General features: G+C 47.3%; 16 protein-coding genes. 11 read left to right on the top strand and 5 right to left on the bottom strand.

Annotation, left to right across the window (positions count from 1 at the left end; genetic code table 11):
- Position 1: 1 nt before the first annotated feature.
- The 9 genes from nudB to AC1HDJ_RS07600 all read left to right on the top strand — a co-directional run bounded on the left by nudB (position 2) and on the right by AC1HDJ_RS07600 (position 9,175).
- Positions 2–445, top strand: a complete 444-nt coding sequence (nudB, locus tag AC1HDJ_RS07640; RefSeq protein ID WP_479534754.1) for a dihydroneopterin triphosphate diphosphatase — start codon at positions 2–4, stop codon at positions 443–445.
- Positions 446–674: 229 nt separating this feature from the next.
- Positions 675–1,418: a YebC/PmpR family DNA-binding transcriptional regulator gene (locus AC1HDJ_RS07635; RefSeq protein WP_438622993.1), complete on the top strand. Its 744-nt coding sequence runs from the start codon at positions 675–677 to the stop codon at positions 1,416–1,418.
- 3 nt (positions 1,419–1,421) lie between these two features.
- Positions 1,422–1,943, top strand: a complete 522-nt coding sequence (gene ruvC / locus AC1HDJ_RS07630) for a crossover junction endodeoxyribonuclease RuvC (RefSeq protein WP_479534751.1) — start codon at positions 1,422–1,424, stop codon at positions 1,941–1,943.
- A 247-nt stretch (positions 1,944–2,190) separates the two neighbouring features.
- Positions 2,191–2,814 (top strand): Holliday junction branch migration protein RuvA, encoded by a 624-nt coding sequence (gene ruvA, locus AC1HDJ_RS07625; protein ID WP_479534749.1) that lies wholly within the window; start codon positions 2,191–2,193, stop codon positions 2,812–2,814.
- A gap of 89 nt (positions 2,815–2,903) precedes the next feature.
- A complete protein-coding gene (ruvB, locus tag AC1HDJ_RS07620) occupies positions 2,904–3,917 on the top strand; it encodes a Holliday junction branch migration DNA helicase RuvB (RefSeq protein ID WP_479534747.1) in 1,014 nt (337 codons plus the stop codon).
- A 994-nt stretch (positions 3,918–4,911) separates the two neighbouring features.
- Positions 4,912–6,486 (top strand): cytochrome ubiquinol oxidase subunit I, encoded by a 1,575-nt coding sequence (gene cydA / locus AC1HDJ_RS07615; protein ID WP_479534745.1) that lies wholly within the window; start codon positions 4,912–4,914, stop codon positions 6,484–6,486.
- A 14-nt stretch (positions 6,487–6,500) separates the two neighbouring features.
- Positions 6,501–7,637 (top strand): cytochrome d ubiquinol oxidase subunit II, encoded by a 1,137-nt coding sequence (gene cydB / locus AC1HDJ_RS07610; protein WP_479534743.1) that lies wholly within the window; start codon positions 6,501–6,503, stop codon positions 7,635–7,637.
- Positions 7,638–7,661: 24 nt separating this feature from the next.
- Positions 7,662–7,769 carry a cytochrome bd-I oxidase subunit CydX gene (gene cydX, locus AC1HDJ_RS07605; RefSeq protein WP_438622987.1) on the top strand — a complete coding sequence of 36 codons (108 nt, stop codon included), beginning with the start codon at positions 7,662–7,664 and terminating at the stop codon, positions 7,767–7,769.
- A 206-nt stretch (positions 7,770–7,975) separates the two neighbouring features.
- A complete protein-coding gene (locus tag AC1HDJ_RS07600; protein WP_479534740.1) occupies positions 7,976–9,175 on the top strand; it encodes a MalY/PatB family protein in 1,200 nt (399 codons plus the stop codon).
- A gap of 214 nt (positions 9,176–9,389) precedes the next feature.
- On the opposite strand, the gene AC1HDJ_RS07595 is transcribed toward AC1HDJ_RS07600, so the two are convergent.
- The 3 genes from AC1HDJ_RS07595 to AC1HDJ_RS07585 form a co-directional block, all read right to left on the bottom strand.
- On the bottom strand, positions 9,390–9,851 hold the full coding sequence (locus AC1HDJ_RS07595; protein ID WP_479534738.1) for an outer membrane lipoprotein: 462 nt from the start codon (positions 9,849–9,851) through the stop codon (positions 9,390–9,392).
- A gap of 512 nt (positions 9,852–10,363) precedes the next feature.
- A complete protein-coding gene (locus AC1HDJ_RS07590; protein ID WP_479534736.1) occupies positions 10,364–10,888 on the bottom strand; it encodes an outer membrane lipoprotein in 525 nt (174 codons plus the stop codon).
- 209 nt (positions 10,889–11,097) lie between these two features.
- Positions 11,098–11,706, bottom strand: a complete 609-nt coding sequence (locus AC1HDJ_RS07585) for a VOC family protein (protein WP_479534734.1) — start codon at positions 11,704–11,706, stop codon at positions 11,098–11,100.
- 208 nt (positions 11,707–11,914) lie between these two features.
- Between AC1HDJ_RS07585 and argS the strand changes: the two genes are divergently transcribed.
- A complete protein-coding gene (gene argS, locus AC1HDJ_RS07580) occupies positions 11,915–13,648 on the top strand; it encodes an arginine--tRNA ligase (protein WP_479534732.1) in 1,734 nt (577 codons plus the stop codon).
- A gap of 97 nt (positions 13,649–13,745) precedes the next feature.
- Here the strand turns inward: argS and AC1HDJ_RS07575 are convergent, their stop codons facing one another.
- Positions 13,746–14,429, bottom strand: a complete 684-nt coding sequence (locus tag AC1HDJ_RS07575) for a YceH family protein (protein WP_479534730.1) — start codon at positions 14,427–14,429, stop codon at positions 13,746–13,748.
- Between the two features lie 54 nt (positions 14,430–14,483).
- Positions 14,484–15,065 carry a ribosomal protein S5-alanine N-acetyltransferase gene (gene rimJ, locus AC1HDJ_RS07570; RefSeq protein WP_479534728.1) on the bottom strand — a complete coding sequence of 194 codons (582 nt, stop codon included), beginning with the start codon at positions 15,063–15,065 and terminating at the stop codon, positions 14,484–14,486.
- A 324-nt stretch (positions 15,066–15,389) separates the two neighbouring features.
- Between rimJ and AC1HDJ_RS07565 the strand changes: the two genes are divergently transcribed.
- The gene (locus AC1HDJ_RS07565) at positions 15,390–16,760 is read left to right on the top strand and encodes an MATE family efflux transporter (protein WP_479534726.1); all 1,371 of its coding nucleotides are present in this window, start codon (positions 15,390–15,392) and stop codon (positions 16,758–16,760) included.
- The last annotated feature ends 9 nt before the right edge of the window (positions 16,761–16,769 follow it).

Raw genomic sequence — 16,769 nt, 5'->3', positions numbered from 1 at the left:
CATGACCTTTAAGCGCCCGGAATCAGTATTAGTGGTGATCCACTGTCCGCATACAGAGCGGGTGCTTATGTTGCAGCGCAAAGATAATCCGCAGTTTTGGCAGTCGGTTACCGGTAGCCTAGAAGGTGATGAATTGCCGCAACAAACGGCACTGCGTGAAGTACAAGAAGAGGTTGCCATTGATATCCAATCAGAGCATTTAACGCTGATTGATTTGCATCATACCGTTGAATTTGAACTGTTTGAGCATGTCCGTCATCGTTATGCGCCAGATGTCACTCGCAATAAAGAGCACTGGTTTTGTTTGGCATTGCCTTCAGAACGCGCGGTTGTGCTGTCTGAGCACCATGCTTACCAATGGCTGAATGCACATGAAGCGGCAAAACTGACCAAATCATGGAGCAATCAACAGGCCATTGAACTGTGCTGTATCGCCTCAACGTAATACGCATTTAAGCCATGCTTGCAGACTGAGCAGTACAACACAGAGTGTTTTACTGCTCAGCCTACCCTGCTATTGCGATTATAACCAATAACAAAGCGGGTAGCAGATGATAATAGCTGAAACAGCAATACACTAAGATCGGGCAGTTCGACTGCAGTATCAGTACTGCGCAATCGGTACTGCGAAAATCGAAATAGCCCCAAAATAAGATTAAAAAGCGGAGATTGTTATGGCAGGTCATAGTAAGTGGGCCAACATTAAGCACCGTAAAGCAGCGCAAGATGCTAAACGAGGCAAAATTTTCACTAAATTGATTCGTGAGCTGGTTGTTGCCGCTCAAATGGGTGGTGGAGATGTCGGGATTAACCCGCGTCTGCGTGCAGCGGTAGATAAAGCGCTCTCTAACAACATGACCCGCGACACTGTAAACCGTGCGATTGCACGCGGTGTCGGTGGTGATGATGATAGCAATATGGAAACCATCATTTATGAAGGTTATGGCCCGGGTGGTACTGCGGTCATGGTTGAGTGTTTAAGTGATAACCGTAACCGTACCGTATCAGAAGTTCGCCATGCGTTTACCAAAACCGGCGGAAATCTGGGTACTGATGGCTCTGTATCCTACCTGTTTACTAAAAAAGGGGTGATCTCTTACCCTGCAGGTTTGGATGAAGATACCGTTATGGAAGCGGCACTGGAAGCGGGTGCTGATGATGTGGTTGTCAATGATGACAGCACCATTGATGTCTACACCGCGCCGGAAGATTTCGGTTCAGTCAAAGATGCGTTAGATGCTGCCGGCTTAACCGCTGAAATGGCCGAAGTTTCGCTGATCCCTTCCACTAAAGCTGAACTTGATATTGATACCGCACCAAAACTGCTGCGCCTTATCGATATGCTTGAAGATTGTGACGATGTTCAAGAGGTTTACCATAACGGTGATATCTCTGACGAAGTTGCAGAACAGCTGTAACGGATGTCAATTATTTTGGGTATTGACCCAGGTTCGCGGATCACCGGTTATGGCGTGATCCGCCAACAAGGGCGGCATCTTGAATACCTCGGTAGCGGATGCATTCGTACTCAGGTTGATGATCTTCCCAACCGCTTACGGCTGGTGTATGCCGGCGTCAGTGAAATCATCACCCAGTTTAGCCCTGATATTTTTGCCATTGAGCAAGTGTTTATGGCACGTAATGCAGACTCGGCACTCAAACTGGGGCAAGCGCGCGGCGCGGCGATTGTTGCTGCGGTCAATAATGATCTTCCTGTCTTTGAATATGCCGCTCGTCAGGTAAAACAGACCGTAGTCGGCACCGGTGCAGCAGATAAAGCCCAAGTCCAGCATATGGTGAAAACCCTGCTGAAACTGCCCGGTAACCCGCAAGCAGATGCTGCCGATGCACTGGCTATTGCTATGACACATGCGCAAATCTGTCAGCATGCGGCAAAAATTATGGATCCGCGGTTACAAATCACCCAAGGGCGTTTTCGTTGAAAAGCGTCTGGCGGATATTTGTACATCACCCGATAACATAAGTGGCACTGATACTTTCATTAGCAATACCGATAAGATCACTGGATCTTGGTATCAATAATGACAAAAGGCTTGCATGATAAAAGGCTGGATATTTATCCAGCCTTTTCGTTATGCTATGCTCAGAAATTACCGTACTGCACGCGATAATAATAATCGCGCATAAACAGATCTATGCGCAGCGAAACATACAACGAGGAGATAATCTGTGATTGGTCGTTTACGTGGGCTTATCGTCGAAAAACAGCCGCCTGAAGTTCTTCTCGATGTCAGCGGTATAGGTTATGAAGTCAACATGCCGATGACCTGTTTTTACGATCTGCCGGATATTGGTGCAGAAGCCACCCTGTTCACCCATTTTGTGGTGCGTGAAGATGCGCAGTTACTGTATGGTTTTAACAACAAACAAGAGCGTGCGCTGTTTCGTGAGCTGCTCAAAACCAACGGTGTCGGCCCCAAACTAGCACTGGCCATTTTATCGGGCATGTCAGCCGCACAATTTGTCGGCGCTGTTGAGCGTGAAGATATTACCACGCTGGTTAAACTGCCGGGTGTCGGGAAGAAAACCGCCGAGCGCCTGATTGTCGAGATGAAAGATCGCTTCAAAGGGATGGGCAGCTTTGACTTGTTCACGCCACCTGATGAGCTTGCCTCGGCAATTCACCACTCTCAGGCTGCAGTACAGCAGGCCGATGCCGAAGAAGAAGCTGCATCTGCACTGATTGCACTCGGTTATAAACCGCAAGAAGCCAGCCGGATGATCAGCAAAATAGCCACCCCAGAGGCTGACTGCGAAACACTGATCCGTAACGCGTTACGCGCGGCATTGTAATTGCCAAATCAACAGCACACTTGCATTATAGCCCTCTACTGCTGATATCAGCCCTAACACGGGGCTGATAGATAATAAAAGGTTTCCGGATGATAGAAGCTGACCGTCTGATCTCCCCTGTCAGTGCCCCTCGTGAAGAGGAAGTGATTGATCGGGCTATTCGCCCCCGCCTGCTTGATGAATATATCGGACAAGAGCATGTCCGTACTCAGATGGATATTTTCATTCAGGCTGCCAGAATGCGATCAGATGCGCTGGATCATGTGCTGATATTTGGCCCACCGGGTCTGGGTAAAACCACGCTCGCCCATATCATCGCCAATGAGATGGGGGTCAATCTGCGCAGCACATCTGGGCCAGTACTGGAAAAGGCCGGTGATCTGGCCGCCATGCTGACTAACCTCGAACCCCATGATGTGCTGTTTATTGATGAGATCCACCGGCTATCACCGGCTGTCGAAGAGGTGCTCTATCCTGCCATGGAAGATTATCAGCTTGATATCATGATTGGCGAAGGCCCCGCTGCACGCTCTATCAAACTCGATTTACCCCCGTTTACACTGATAGGCGCAACCACACGCGCAGGCTCATTAACCTCGCCGCTGCGCGATCGTTTTGGTATTGTGCAGCGCCTTGAGTTTTATCAGACCGAAGAGTTAACCCAGATTGTTCAGCGCAGTGCCCGCTGTCTTGAATTACCAATGAACGATCTTGCCGCATTGGAAATTGCTCGCCGATCACGGGGCACACCGCGTATCGCCAACCGTTTGTTACGCAGGGTGCGTGATTTTGCAGAGGTCAAAGGCACCGGTGCTATTGAATTTGATATCGCCAATCGGGCGCTCGATATGCTTGATGTGGATGTCGAAGGGTTCGATTTCATGGACAGGAAACTGCTGCTAGCGGTCATCGATAAATTTATGGGTGGGCCAGTCGGGTTAGATAACCTTGCAGCAGCTATCGGTGAAGAGCGTGATACCATTGAAGATGTACTTGAACCTTATCTGATCCAGCAAGGTTTTTTACAGCGTACACCACGCGGGCGTATTGCCACTCAACGCGCATACCAGCATTTCGGCTTAACCCCCACACAAGAAAACTGAGCAGAAAAGACCTGTTCAAAAGATAACGGATCACATACACCTTTGGTCAGGTTACTGTATGCGCATAAAGCGGTCTCTCTGCTTTATGCCATTTCGCTATTTTTACCCCCTTCGTTGCGTCACAGATCACACATTGCGCTGCAATGTCTTTTGCCCTATCCCTAAAAAGAAAAACCCCACATTCAATGCGGGGTTCATGTAAGTTCAGCTAATCACTACTTATTGTGCAGCATAAACAAGTCGCTGAATAATTTCTTATAAGAGTTTACGAACTTGTTAAGCGTATTGGTGCGCATATCTGCTCCGAAGTGATGAGGTTCAAACTTTTTCATTAAAAAGAAGGTTTCAACATGGATTACCCTGTTGATGGCGCAAATTATATGCAGTTGGTGGGAAAAACAGAAACGACAAAATTTAAGCCTTAGCCATTAGAATTACTAATACCAGACACACATTGTAAGCGGTTCAAATCAACTTGTTACTTATTTGTTTTAACATTGATAAATAATTTAATTGACCTACGTGTTTTACCCGAAAAACAGGCTATATTAAATGAATGCAGTATCTACGTTACGACTAACATGCTGAAATAAAACAAATCGTTTACATATTTTGCTTTAATTTAGCTGGAATTGAGCTGCATCAATTTCTGAATGAGAGTATCATCTGCGCGTGTTGACCGTGATCAATTTTTACTGTTGAAGGTTGTTAAATGTAATTGACCTGACAACAAAAAATATAACTTGAATCACTAAAAAACCTATTCCGTGTAAGGGATTAGAAGCGTAATATTTAGTCACCCTGTCATTTAGGTTGCTGTTATGTGATGACTTCGTTCATAAAGTGCGCCTGCTCACTTTATGAACGCAGAAATTGAATCCTCTGTGGCTCATGTATTTTTGCTTATCTGTAGCGCAAAAATACAGATAACGATCTTTCGTCAAGGATTGAAGATCAAGAGCTGGAGTCTTCCTGCAAAAAGCAAGGAGTCGTGATGTTAGACGTTGTTGAACTATCTAGATTGCAGTTCGCTCTGACTGCAATGTACCATTTTTTGTTTGTTCCGCTCACGATTGGCATGGCATTTTTGCTTGCCATTATGGAGTCGGTCTATGTAATGACCAACAAACAAATCTACAAAGATATGACCAAATTCTGGGGTAAGTTATTTGCTATTAACTTTGCTCTGGGCGTTACAACCGGTCTGACCATGGAGTTCCAATTCGGGACAAACTGGTCTTACTACTCTCACTATGTCGGTGATATCTTCGGTGCACCGCTGGCCATTGAAGGCCTGATGGCATTTTTCCTTGAATCTACCTTTGTGGGTATGTTCTTCTTTGGTTGGGATCGCCTGTCTAAGCGCCAACATCTGATGGTGACATGGCTAACCGCAATTGGTACCAATATGTCTGCACTGTGGATCTTGGTTGCCAACGGTTGGATGCAAAACCCAGTAGGTTCAGAGTTCAACTTTGAAACCATGCGTATGGAAATGGTCAGCTTCGCTGATCTGGTGATGAACCCTGTCGCGCAGGTGAAATTTGTTCACACTGTGGCAGCCGGTTATGTCACAGGCGCAATGTTTGTACTGGGTATCAGCTCTTACTATCTGCTGAAAAAGCGTGATATGCCATTTGCACGCCGCTCATTTGCTATTGCAGCAAGCTTCGGTATGGCATCTATCCTCTCTGTTATGGTGTTGGGTGATGAATCAGGCTATGAGCTGGGTGATGTGCAAAAAGTGAAACTCGCTGCCATTGAGTCAGAGTGGGAAACACACGCACCGCCAGCCGCATTTACACTGATTGGTATTCCTAATCAGGAAGAGATGCGTACCGATTACGCTATCCGCATTCCTTATGCACTGGGCCTGATTGCCACCCGTTCTATTGATACACCTGTCATCGGCCTGAAAGATCTGATGAAAGAGCACGAAGTGCGTATCCGTAACGGTATGGTTGCCTATGACCTGCTGCAAAAGCTGCGTTCCGGTCAAGATACACCTGAGCTGCGTGCACAGTTTGATGATGCGAAAAAAGATCTGGGCTATGGCCTGTTGCTAAAACCGTATGCACCGGATGTCTTTAACGCCACTGACGCACAAGTTCAGCAAGCGGTAAAAGACTCTATTCCGAAAGTTGCACCGCTGTTCTTTAGCTTCCGGATCATGGTGGGTGTCGGCTTCTTGATGCTGTTTATCATCGGCATGGCCTTTATCCAAACAACACGCCACAAAATTGACCAAAAACCATGGTTGCTAAAACTTGCACTGTGGGGCATTCCGCTGCCGTGGATTGCTATTGAAGCGGGTTGGTTTGTTGCTGAGTATGGCCGTCAACCTTGGGCTGTTGGTGAGATATTGCCAGTATCCTCAGCGGTATCATCCATCAGTTCAGGTCAGGTGTTGTTCTCACTCCTGCTGATTTGTGGTCTGTATACGCTGTTCCTGATTGCAGAGATGTATCTGATGTTCAAATTTGCCCGCTTAGGCCCAAGCAGCCTAAAAACCGGCCGTTACCATTTTGAACAAAAAAGTGCACCCGCTGTTACTGACACTAACGCATAACTCAGGAGCCAACCATGATTGATTATGAATTGCTACGCTTTGCCTGGTGGCTGCTGATCGGTGTACTGCTGATTGGTTTTGCTATCACTGACGGCTTTGATATGGGTGTCGGTGCGCTATTGCCGATCATCGGTAAAACAGATAACGAACGTCGGGTGATGATCAACACCATTGCACCGCACTGGGATGGTAACCAAGTTTGGTTGATCACTGCAGGGGGTGCGCTGTTCGCCGCATGGCCAATGGTCTACGCAGCAGCCTTTTCCGGCTTCTACGTGGCGATGGTGTTAGTGCTTGCCGCACTGTTCTTCCGCCCTATCGGTTTTGATTACCGTTCAAAAATTGAAGATGCCCGCTGGCGCACCATGTGGGACTGGGGCCTGTTCATCGGCGGCGCAGTGCCTGCGCTGGTATTCGGTGTTGCCTTTGGTAACCTGCTGCAAGGTGTCCCGTTTGAAATAGACAACCTGCTGCGTCTACAGTATCAAGGTGGTTTCTTCGGCTTGCTGAACCCGTTCGGTCTGCTGTGTGGTGTTGTCAGCCTGATGATGCTGGTGATGCAGGGCGCTACCTGGTTGCAAATGAAAACCATGGGTGAGCTGCATGTGCGTGCCCGTACTGCGGCAAAAATCACCGCGCTAATCACCACCGTCTGCTTTGCACTGGCTGGTGTGTGGGTGATGAAAGGCATTCCGGGTTATATCATCACCTCGGTGATTGATCCGAACGGCCCATCTAACCCGCTGCATAAAGACGTTGCGGTAGAGATTGGTGCATGGATGAAGAACTTCAATGACTTCCCTATTCTGTGGGCTATCCCTGCGGTAGGTGTGTTTATGCCATTGCTGACTATCATTGCATCGCATTTTGAGCGGGCCGGTTTAGCGTTTCTGACATCATCGCTGGCGATTGCCTGCATCATCCTGACTGCCGGTGTCACTATGTTCCCGTTTGTTATGCCATCAAGCATCATGGCGGCACAAAGCCTGACTATGTGGGATGCAACATCAAGCCAGAAAACGCTGGGGATCATGCTCGGTGCAGCCGTGATTTTTGTACCAATTATTCTGACCTATACAATTTGGTGCTACTACAAAATGTTTGGCCGTATCGATACCAAGCATATTGAAGATAACCCTTCAGCTTATTAATCAGCCTCTTAGGAGACCAGAACAATGTGGTATTTTGCTTGGATTCTCGGTGTGCTGTTAGCCTGTTCATTTGGCATTATCAATGCCTTATGGTTAGAGCAGACTGAAAATATGGATCGCGATAACGCATAGTTTGCGTGTATAACGCAGTATTGCCAACGCATTCTAAGGGCCTTACGGGGCCCTTTTTTTATTCTTTACTTTCCCCTCACTTTCTCTTCTCTGCACACCTTGCATTTTCGCTATCTTAAAGACATGATTCGTAAACGCCCTATCCCCATACTTATGCGGGATAACATCAGAGATGCCCATTTCGGGCTGGCAAGGAGAGCCTGTCAATGCAATCACCCGAACCTTTCACAGACAATACACACACACTGTTTAATTTTGATACCTTAGTTAATCGTAACAACAGTGATAGCGATAAATGGAACAAATATGCCGGTGAAGATATTCTACCGATGTGGGTGGCTGACACTGATTTTCGCTCTCCACCTGCGGTGATTGAAGCGCTGCATAAACGGGTAGAACATGGTGTGTTTGGTTATGGTTATGGCGCATCAACAGTGCTGATCGAGACATTTATTGCCCGTATGCAAACTCGCTATAACTGGGCTATCAAGCCTGAGTGGTTGGTGTTCCTGCCCGGTCTGGTCTGTGGCCTGAATCTAGCCGTTAGAGCGTTTACTGCCCAAGGTCAGCGCAGCATTGCCCCCTCGCCGATTTACCCACCGTTTGTAAAATCATCGGCTTTTGCCGGTATTGAACAGGTTATGGCCCCCGTAACCCTGCAACAAGGCCGCTGGGTGATGAACTTAGAAAGTATCGCCAGTGAGATGCAGGGCAATGAAAAACTGCTGATGCTGTGTAACCCACAAAATCCGGGCGGCACAATTTATCGCCGTGAAGAGCTGCTGGCACAGGCTGAATTTGCCCGTCAGCACAATTTACTGATCTGTAGTGATGAAATTCACTGTGATTTACTGCTGGATAATCAGCCTCATATTCCGATTGCCGCACTTAATGCTGATGCAGAGCAGCGCTCAATCACCCTGATGGCACCATCAAAAACCTTTAATATTGCCGGATTAGGCGCGTCTATCGCCATTATTCCTAATGATAAATTACGCCAGCAGTTTATTAAGACGCGTACCGGTATTGTGCCGAGTGTCGACATTATGGCTTACACGGCGGCAGAAGCAGCTTATCTGGCCGGAGATGCATGGCTCGAGGCGCAGCTTGACTATCTGCGGATCAATCGGGATATCACCGAAGAGAGAGTTAACGCGATGCCGTATTTAACGCTGGCCCACACGGAAGCCACTTATCTGGCGTGGATTGACTGTTCTGCCCTGCCGGTACAAAATCCGCACCGTTTTTTTGAACATGCGGGAATAGGGTTATCTGCTGGAGGCGATTTTGGTGATGCCGCGTTTGTGCGGCTGAATTTTGGCTGTACCCGTGCGCTGCTAAATCAAGCACTTGATCGTATGGAAAGAGCCGTTTTTGCGCTTAAAGCTTCACTAGAACAGCAATAAAGGTAAGATCGCTGTCTCTGTGGTTTCCCTGTCACTGATAAAATTTCTGTTGACTGACAAAAACAGTTCACTGATAGAAAACTGGTGTGATGATCGGTGTTATATCGCAGAGGTTACACTACGCAGATAACAAAAAGCTGTACCCGTTAGTTCGGTGTACAGCTTTTGATTTTCATATAATGGGCGATTTACGCCCATTACATTACAGAGACCGTTACATTACAGAAACCGTCATATCATTGCTGCCACCGACCATACGCACGCGTACACCGGGCTGATAACGCGGATCGGCTTTTTGTACGACAACAACAGATGTGCCGTTCTCTTTGCGGATCTCCATCTCAGCGCCATCAATCTGGTTCATGCCCTCTTCGGCTTTTTTACCCAGCGCACCACCCGCTATCGCACCGGCGGCGGTTGCAATATCGCTCCCCGTACCACCACCAATCGTGCTGCCGAGCAATCCACCAACTACTGCACCGCCAATACCACCAATTAAGCCCGAGCTTTCAGCCTGAATCTTGACCGGACGCACCGACACAATTGTACCGTACTGCACATTTTGTACAGTTTTCGCTTGCGAGCCGCTGTATACATCACCCGAGTACATGCCTGTATTCGCACAACCGGCCAGACCAATTACCATCAGCGCAACAGCACCTAAACGTGTGTTCATTGTAACCTCCGTTAGCATAACCATTATTTGCAAGCACAGAGCTTGTAAACCGCATCACTAAAACCTGCAACACTGCCATTCAGATACCGTTAACCTGCTGTCATACTGGCATTTCACATCAGTCACATACATCTGATGCTGCATATGTCATGAAACAGAGTTATCACTGAAAAACGGTAAAATATAACAGCCAAACACACTGCTTTAGTGTAACAAACGTGCCATTAATCAAAAAAACAGCAGATTAATCAACTATTATCACAGATTAACAACAATAAACTAGCCATGTTATACCACGGGTAAACACACTAAAAAGAAACCACCGTGCGATTATCAAATACGGAATGTTGTCAACTGCTACGCTGTGAGTATAGCCGACCCTGTCACATCACAAGGGATAATTGTCTTCCCGTTACTTTTCTTAATGTGAATCGGATCAGCATTCAAGCTAGCAAGAGGTGGCCACGGGCTCAACAGTTGTATATATCCAGCGGTGATACCTGCTCAGCTATTTATTGTGCATACCCATTATTGGCAGAATAGGCACTGCCGTACGGGTAACCTGCACCAATCAGTGAAACGGTCGCCTGACCGCCGTTACCCACCAGCTGAACGCGCGCGCCCGGCACAAAACCGGGTGCGGCTTGCTGTACCACTACCACTTCCTGGCCATTGTCTTTACGGATCACCATTTCCAAGCCTTCGGTTTGATCTAGACGATTCCCCACGTCTGAACCCACCACGCTACCGGCCAATGCACCCGCAGCGCTGGCAATATCACGCCCGACACCGCCGCCCACTTCGCTACCAATGAGACCACCGATTACCGCTCCGCCGATACCGCCCAGACTAGGCCCCTGCTGCTGGCCACCCTGAATTTTTACCGGCCTAACCGATACTATCGTGCCGTAACTGATGTTTTGCTCCATTTTGGCATCTTGGCCTGAAAATACGTCACCGGCATACATGCCGGTATTTGCACAACCAGAAAGCGCACATACGCCGAGGATCAAAGCAGCACCTGCTGTATATTTCATTGTAATCACCTTCATCAATCTTTCAAAAAACAGTCATTTAACACGACTGTTCAGCTGACCGCTAAATTGACGATTTAACGGCAAAAAGACTAACGAAAAGTTGTCACAATGCTTGTCTTATGTTTACAAATATTTCACGGATATTCGCCACATTTCACTGATTTATTTTTGTACAAAACTCTGCTCAAATACAGCACATAACGACATGTTTAAGACCGCTTTATCATGCCCCCGACAACATCACGGATAGATAAGGGGTGAATTTTTAGGGTAATACCATCGCGGGAAAATGCTAGCGTCGGGTTTGCATGCTGTTCATCATCAGCACGTGGCATACTCGCTTTGTAGCGCACCGTTGTCGTTTCTGATGATGCTACTTTTGTATTCATCCATGCTGATAATGTTGGAATCGCCTGTAACGCAGCAGACTCCATATCAGCGATACTCTCGGCTTTTGATGCAACAATCAGTTCTATATGCTCCCATCCCTCACGCGGATAGTGCTTTGCATTTGGATAAGGCAACTCCAGACAATCTATCATCCACGGCCCAACTGATAACGGCTGATGCAGTGAAAACAGACAAATCGGGCGGCCATTGATATTTTTTTGTGAGAACATTTCACCGGCCTGCAATAAGCCCTGATGCCAGCGCGCCGCCGTTTCCTGTGAATTGCAACGCACCGCAATATGATCGGCCGGATAACGGCGGATATCGACCCCAAGATCTGTGGCTAACTGCGTGATTTGCGTCACAAAATCGTGCAGTGTGTCAGAAAGATCTGCTAACTCATTTATCCATGCAAATGGGGTTGACATCTTTTATCCTCGTTTAAGCTTATATACACATGTCAGGATGACCTGTGGGGTTTTCATGGCTCTGTTGCACGGGTATGATACCCAGTATTCTGTATCTCTGTGCACGGCTTCACGCATTATTCTTCGGCATAACGCTTATCAATACCGATGATATCGTTGCTGTTTGTTTATGTGCACAATAATTAACTGTTCGATTGAAGGCAATCAGATGAATATACAAGCTCTTATTTCCGATAAGGTTAGCCAAGCGCTGATCGCAGCGGGTGCACCTGCTGATTGTGATTCTATGGTCCGCCAATCAGCAAAAGCACAATTTGGTGACTATCAGGCTAACGGTGTGATGGGCGCAGCGAAACGACTCGGTATCGCACCACGTCAACTGGCGGAGAAAGTGCTTGAGAATCTGAGTCTGGGTGCTATCGCCTGTAAAACTGAAATTGCCGGCCCTGGATTTATCAACATTTTCTTAAACCCGGAGTGGGTTGCTGAACAAGCCGCGCTAGCACTGACTGACGATAAGTTAAATGTCTGTGCAACACAGCCAAGCCAAACCATTGTGGTTGACTACTCAGCACCTAACGTTGCCAAAGAGATGGCCGTTCACCACATTCGCTCAACTGTTATTGGTGATGCTGTTGTTCGTACCCTTGAATTTTTGGGTAATAATGTTATTCGTGCCAACCACTTAGGTGATTGGGGCACACAATTTGGTATGCTGATCGCTTATCTGGAAAAAATCCAGAATGACAGCAATGCTGATCTTGTACTGTCTGATTTCGAGGCATTTTACCGCGAAGCGAAAAAATGCTACGACGAAGATGAAGACTTTGCCGTGCGTGCACGTGGTTATGTGGTGAAACTGCAAGGCGGTGATGCTTATTGTCTGAGCATGTGGCGTAAGCTGGTTGATATCACCATGGAGCAAAACCAGCGCATTTATGATCGCCTGAATGTTAGCCTGAAAAGTAAAGATGTGATGGGTGAAAGCCTATACAACTCAATGCTACCAGGTATTGTGGCTGATCTGAAAGCACGCGGTCTGGCAGTTGAAAGTGAAGGCGCACAAGTGGTGTTCCTTGACGAGTTCAAAAACAAAGATGGCGAAGCCATGGGCGTTATCGTGCAGAAGAGCGATGGTGGCTACCTGTACACCACCACCGATATTGCCTGTGCAAAATATCGCTGGGATAACTTCAAAGCAGATCGTGCCTTATACTTCATTGACTCACGCCAGCATCAACATCTGATGCAGGCATGGACCATTGTCCGCAAAGCCGGTTATATCCCTGAAAGCATGACACTTGAGCATTGTGCATTCGGTATGATGCTAGGTAAAGATGGCCGCCCGTTCAAAACCCGTTCAGGCGGTACTGTTAAGCTTTCTGAGCTGCTCGATGAAGCTACCGAGCGGGCAGAAAAGTTAATTGCCGACAAAAATCCGGATCTGAGCGCAGAAGAGCGTGCTTCGGTTGTTAATGCCGTGGCAATGGGTTCAGTAAAATATTCTGACCTGTCAAAAAACCGGACAACCGATTACATCTTCGATTGGGAAAACATGCTGAGCTTTGAAGGCAACACCGCACCGTATATGCAATATGCCTATACCCGTGTGTCTTCTATCTTTAAGCGTGCCAATATTGATGAAAACGGCTTAACCGGTAACATCATTTTAAATGATGACCGCGAAAAAGCGTTGGCAATCAAACTGATGCAGTTTGAAGAAGCGGTTTACAGCGTTGTGCGTGAAGGTGAACCTCACCTGATGTGTGCTTACCTGTATGAGCTAGCCGGTCTGTTCTCAAGCTTCTATGAAGCGTGCCCGATCCTCAATCAAGACGATCAGGCCCTGCGTAACAGCCGCCTGAAACTAGCATCACTGACAGCAAAAACCCTTAAGCAGGGCCTTGATTTGCTGGGTATCGATACGGTTGAACGTATGTAATCACCTTATTGGTTGAAGCAAGCATCATGCTCAACCATTACGTGCCAAAAAAAGATCCCCTTGTGGGATCTTTTTTTATTTTAATTCGCCATTATGCTTATTCAGATAGCGTCTGTTGAGCGAATAAAACCCGTTGTAAACTCTCTTCTAACACACTCACCCGTTGTTGTAGTGCGTACAAACTATCTTCTAATTCTGCTATGCGCTGATTTTCTAGCTGAACAGAAGCCGGTGATTCGGACTCTTGTATTTGCACATTTGGTGAGACACTGTCACCACAAAAAAGATGCATATAGCGGCTTTCGCGCTTACCTGCTTCACGTGGCAATTGCACTACATACGGGCCATCATCACGGGTAGCCAGTTTCTCCAACACCGTTTCAACAGCTTGTACATCGGAAAATTCAGCTAAACGCTGAGTTCGGGTACGCAGCTCACCGGCAGTTTGCGGGCCGCGCAACAGCAAGGTGCAAATCAGTGCAAACTCTTGCGGATTTAGCTTTAGCTGCCCAAATTCGGAGTTACAAAACCGGTGCTCATATTTTGCCACTCGGTGGCCAAACCCTGATAGGTCTCGGATTAAGCGCTTTTTCAGCAGATCATCGAGAACATTTTGTACTTCTGAATCTGACAGTTCGAGGACCGGATCTCGGTTAGTTTTTTGGTTGCAGGCCGTAGTTAAGCCATTCAGTGATAAAGGGTATTGTTCCGGTGTTGTTACCTGTTTTTCTAACAAACAGCCAATCACCCGCGCTTCATAAGCCGTTAGTTGAATCTTCACATAAACCTCTCTATCTTGCTGAAAGTCTTGTTATTATTAGCACAATAATCTGATTTATGCGCAGCCTTTCCCGTTGCGGTTTGTCAGGGCCGTCATGATATGATCCTGCCACATACCGTTAATCAGCAAATACTCTTTGGCATAACCTTCCCGCTCAAAACCAAGCCGAGCCAGTAAATTGCCGCTACGTTGATTATGCGGCATGTAATTAGCCATAATTCGGTGAAGTTGCTGTTTTTCCAGCATATACCGGTTGCTCTCTTTTAAGGCTTCATACATCAGCCCTTTTCCCACAAACTGCTTGCCCAGCGAGTAGCCCAAATAACAGGCCTGAAATACCCCGCGAATAATATTGCTGTAATTAATTACGCCCAGCACGCGCGATTCGGCCTGATCGAGCAGTAAAAAACTGAACGCCGCACCTTGCCGGTGATACTCCGAGATCAGTGATAAGCGTGCATTCCAGCCACTAACGGTAAAATGGCCAGCATCACGTATCGGTTCCCAAGGTTGCAGGTAATCACGATTATCGCGGTAATATTCAGCTATTTTCACTGCATCTTTCTCATGTGCCAAACGCACAACTAACCGCTCAGTTGATAAACGAACTTGTGGCACCGGTGAATAGCCAAACATCCAGTAACCTCACTGATTTTATTCATAAAATAACATTGCCATGATTAAAACAGAAAGCAGAGCAAAATGCTTATTCATGATCGCATCTGAACAGCTGAATATGTTGTATATCACATTTTTTACCGTGAATTACGCTGATTTTCTCTCGGTTATTTGCATACCAATACAGATACACAGAACTTTAGACTGTTTGTTGTATTTTAATTAGTAACTACGCCTACATTATTGGTAAATTTGCTACAATTCCGCCGGAATATGCAGACTATTCTGTTCATTATGCTAATCCGTTAATCACGCAATTATTACGCGACCGAGCCAATAACCATGACTTCAACTGCCGTACCGCCACAGGAAAATGATACTTCGCTGGCCACCGAACCGCTGTTAACGCTTTTTTGGCGCTATACACTGCCTACCATTACCGCCATGGTGATCAGTGGTGTGTACGTGACCGTTGACGGTATTTTTGTCGGCCACTATTTGGGCGAACAGGGTCTTGCGGGGGTAATGCTGGCGTATCCGGTGGGATCAGTGCTATATGCAATCGGCGCTATGATCGGAATGGGTGCATCATCACTGGTTTCACTGCGTTTAGGTCAGGGGAAGATTGAGCAGGCAAGAAATATTGTCGGCAATGCCCTTGTGTTGGTAATCGCAGCGGCAATTATTATCGGCACTATCGGGCTGACCTATGGTGGTACTATGTTGCGCTGGCTAGGTGCTACCGGAGAGATATTTACAGCCGGAATTGAGTACCTGCGCTGGTATTTTATGCTGGGCTTTTCAGCGATGCTCTCAATGAGTTTCTCTGCCCTGCTACGCAATGATGGTGAACCAAAACGGGTTACCTATATTATGATTTTTGGCGGTACGCTAAACGTGCTGCTTGATTATACTTTTCTAGCCATTATTCCGCTTGGGCTAGCCGGTGTGGGCCTTGCCACTATGCTGTCACAGCTGATCAGCGGTGGGCTGTGTCTGGCGCATTTTTGCTCTAAGCGCAGCCAGTTACGCCTATCATGGCGAGCACTGATCCCTCGTATAAAATTGATTGTAGAGATCCTGCGTTTAGGCACATCGAGCCTATTAATGTATCTCTATCTGTCAGTGGTGTTGGCACTGCACAACAAAGCATTTATGAGCGTGGGAAATGCCCTGCATGTAGCAGCCTACAGTGTGGTCAGCTATGCCGAGGCTTTTTTCTACCTGATTTTTGAGGGGATCGCGCTCGGTATTCAGCCGATTGCCAGTTTTAATGCCGGTGCGGGTCTAGAAGATCGCGTGCGAAAAATACGGAATCTGGCCTTAGGGATTACCGCCGGATTGGGTATTTTGGGCATGACATTCCTCTATATTTTCCCGCATCTGGTGACTCAGCTGTTTGCCGGCGATAATGTTGCGTTGAACAGGGAAGCGGTTAACGGGATTTACCGCTACTTCTGGGGCTTACCGATGGAAGGGCTGTTACTGGTAGGCGCAACCTATTTTCAGGCAGTAAATAAACCGCTGCTGGCCTCAACCCTAACCGGCGGTAAATTGCTGTTCATTGGTGGTTTTCTGTTGGTATTCTCACATTTCTGGGGCGTTAACGGTATCTGGATGGCCATGCCAGCGTGCAGCACCCTGCTGGCTGTCTGGATGCTGTGGCAGATGCGGTGTGAGAATTCCCATCCGGCACGCGGGATGGTGCAGTAACTACAGTAA

The sequence above is a fragment of the Plesiomonas sp. ISS29 genome (assembly GCF_056522795.1).
The sequence above is the reverse complement of the archived record's forward strand: the minus strand, read 5'-3'. Positions and strand labels throughout refer to the sequence as shown.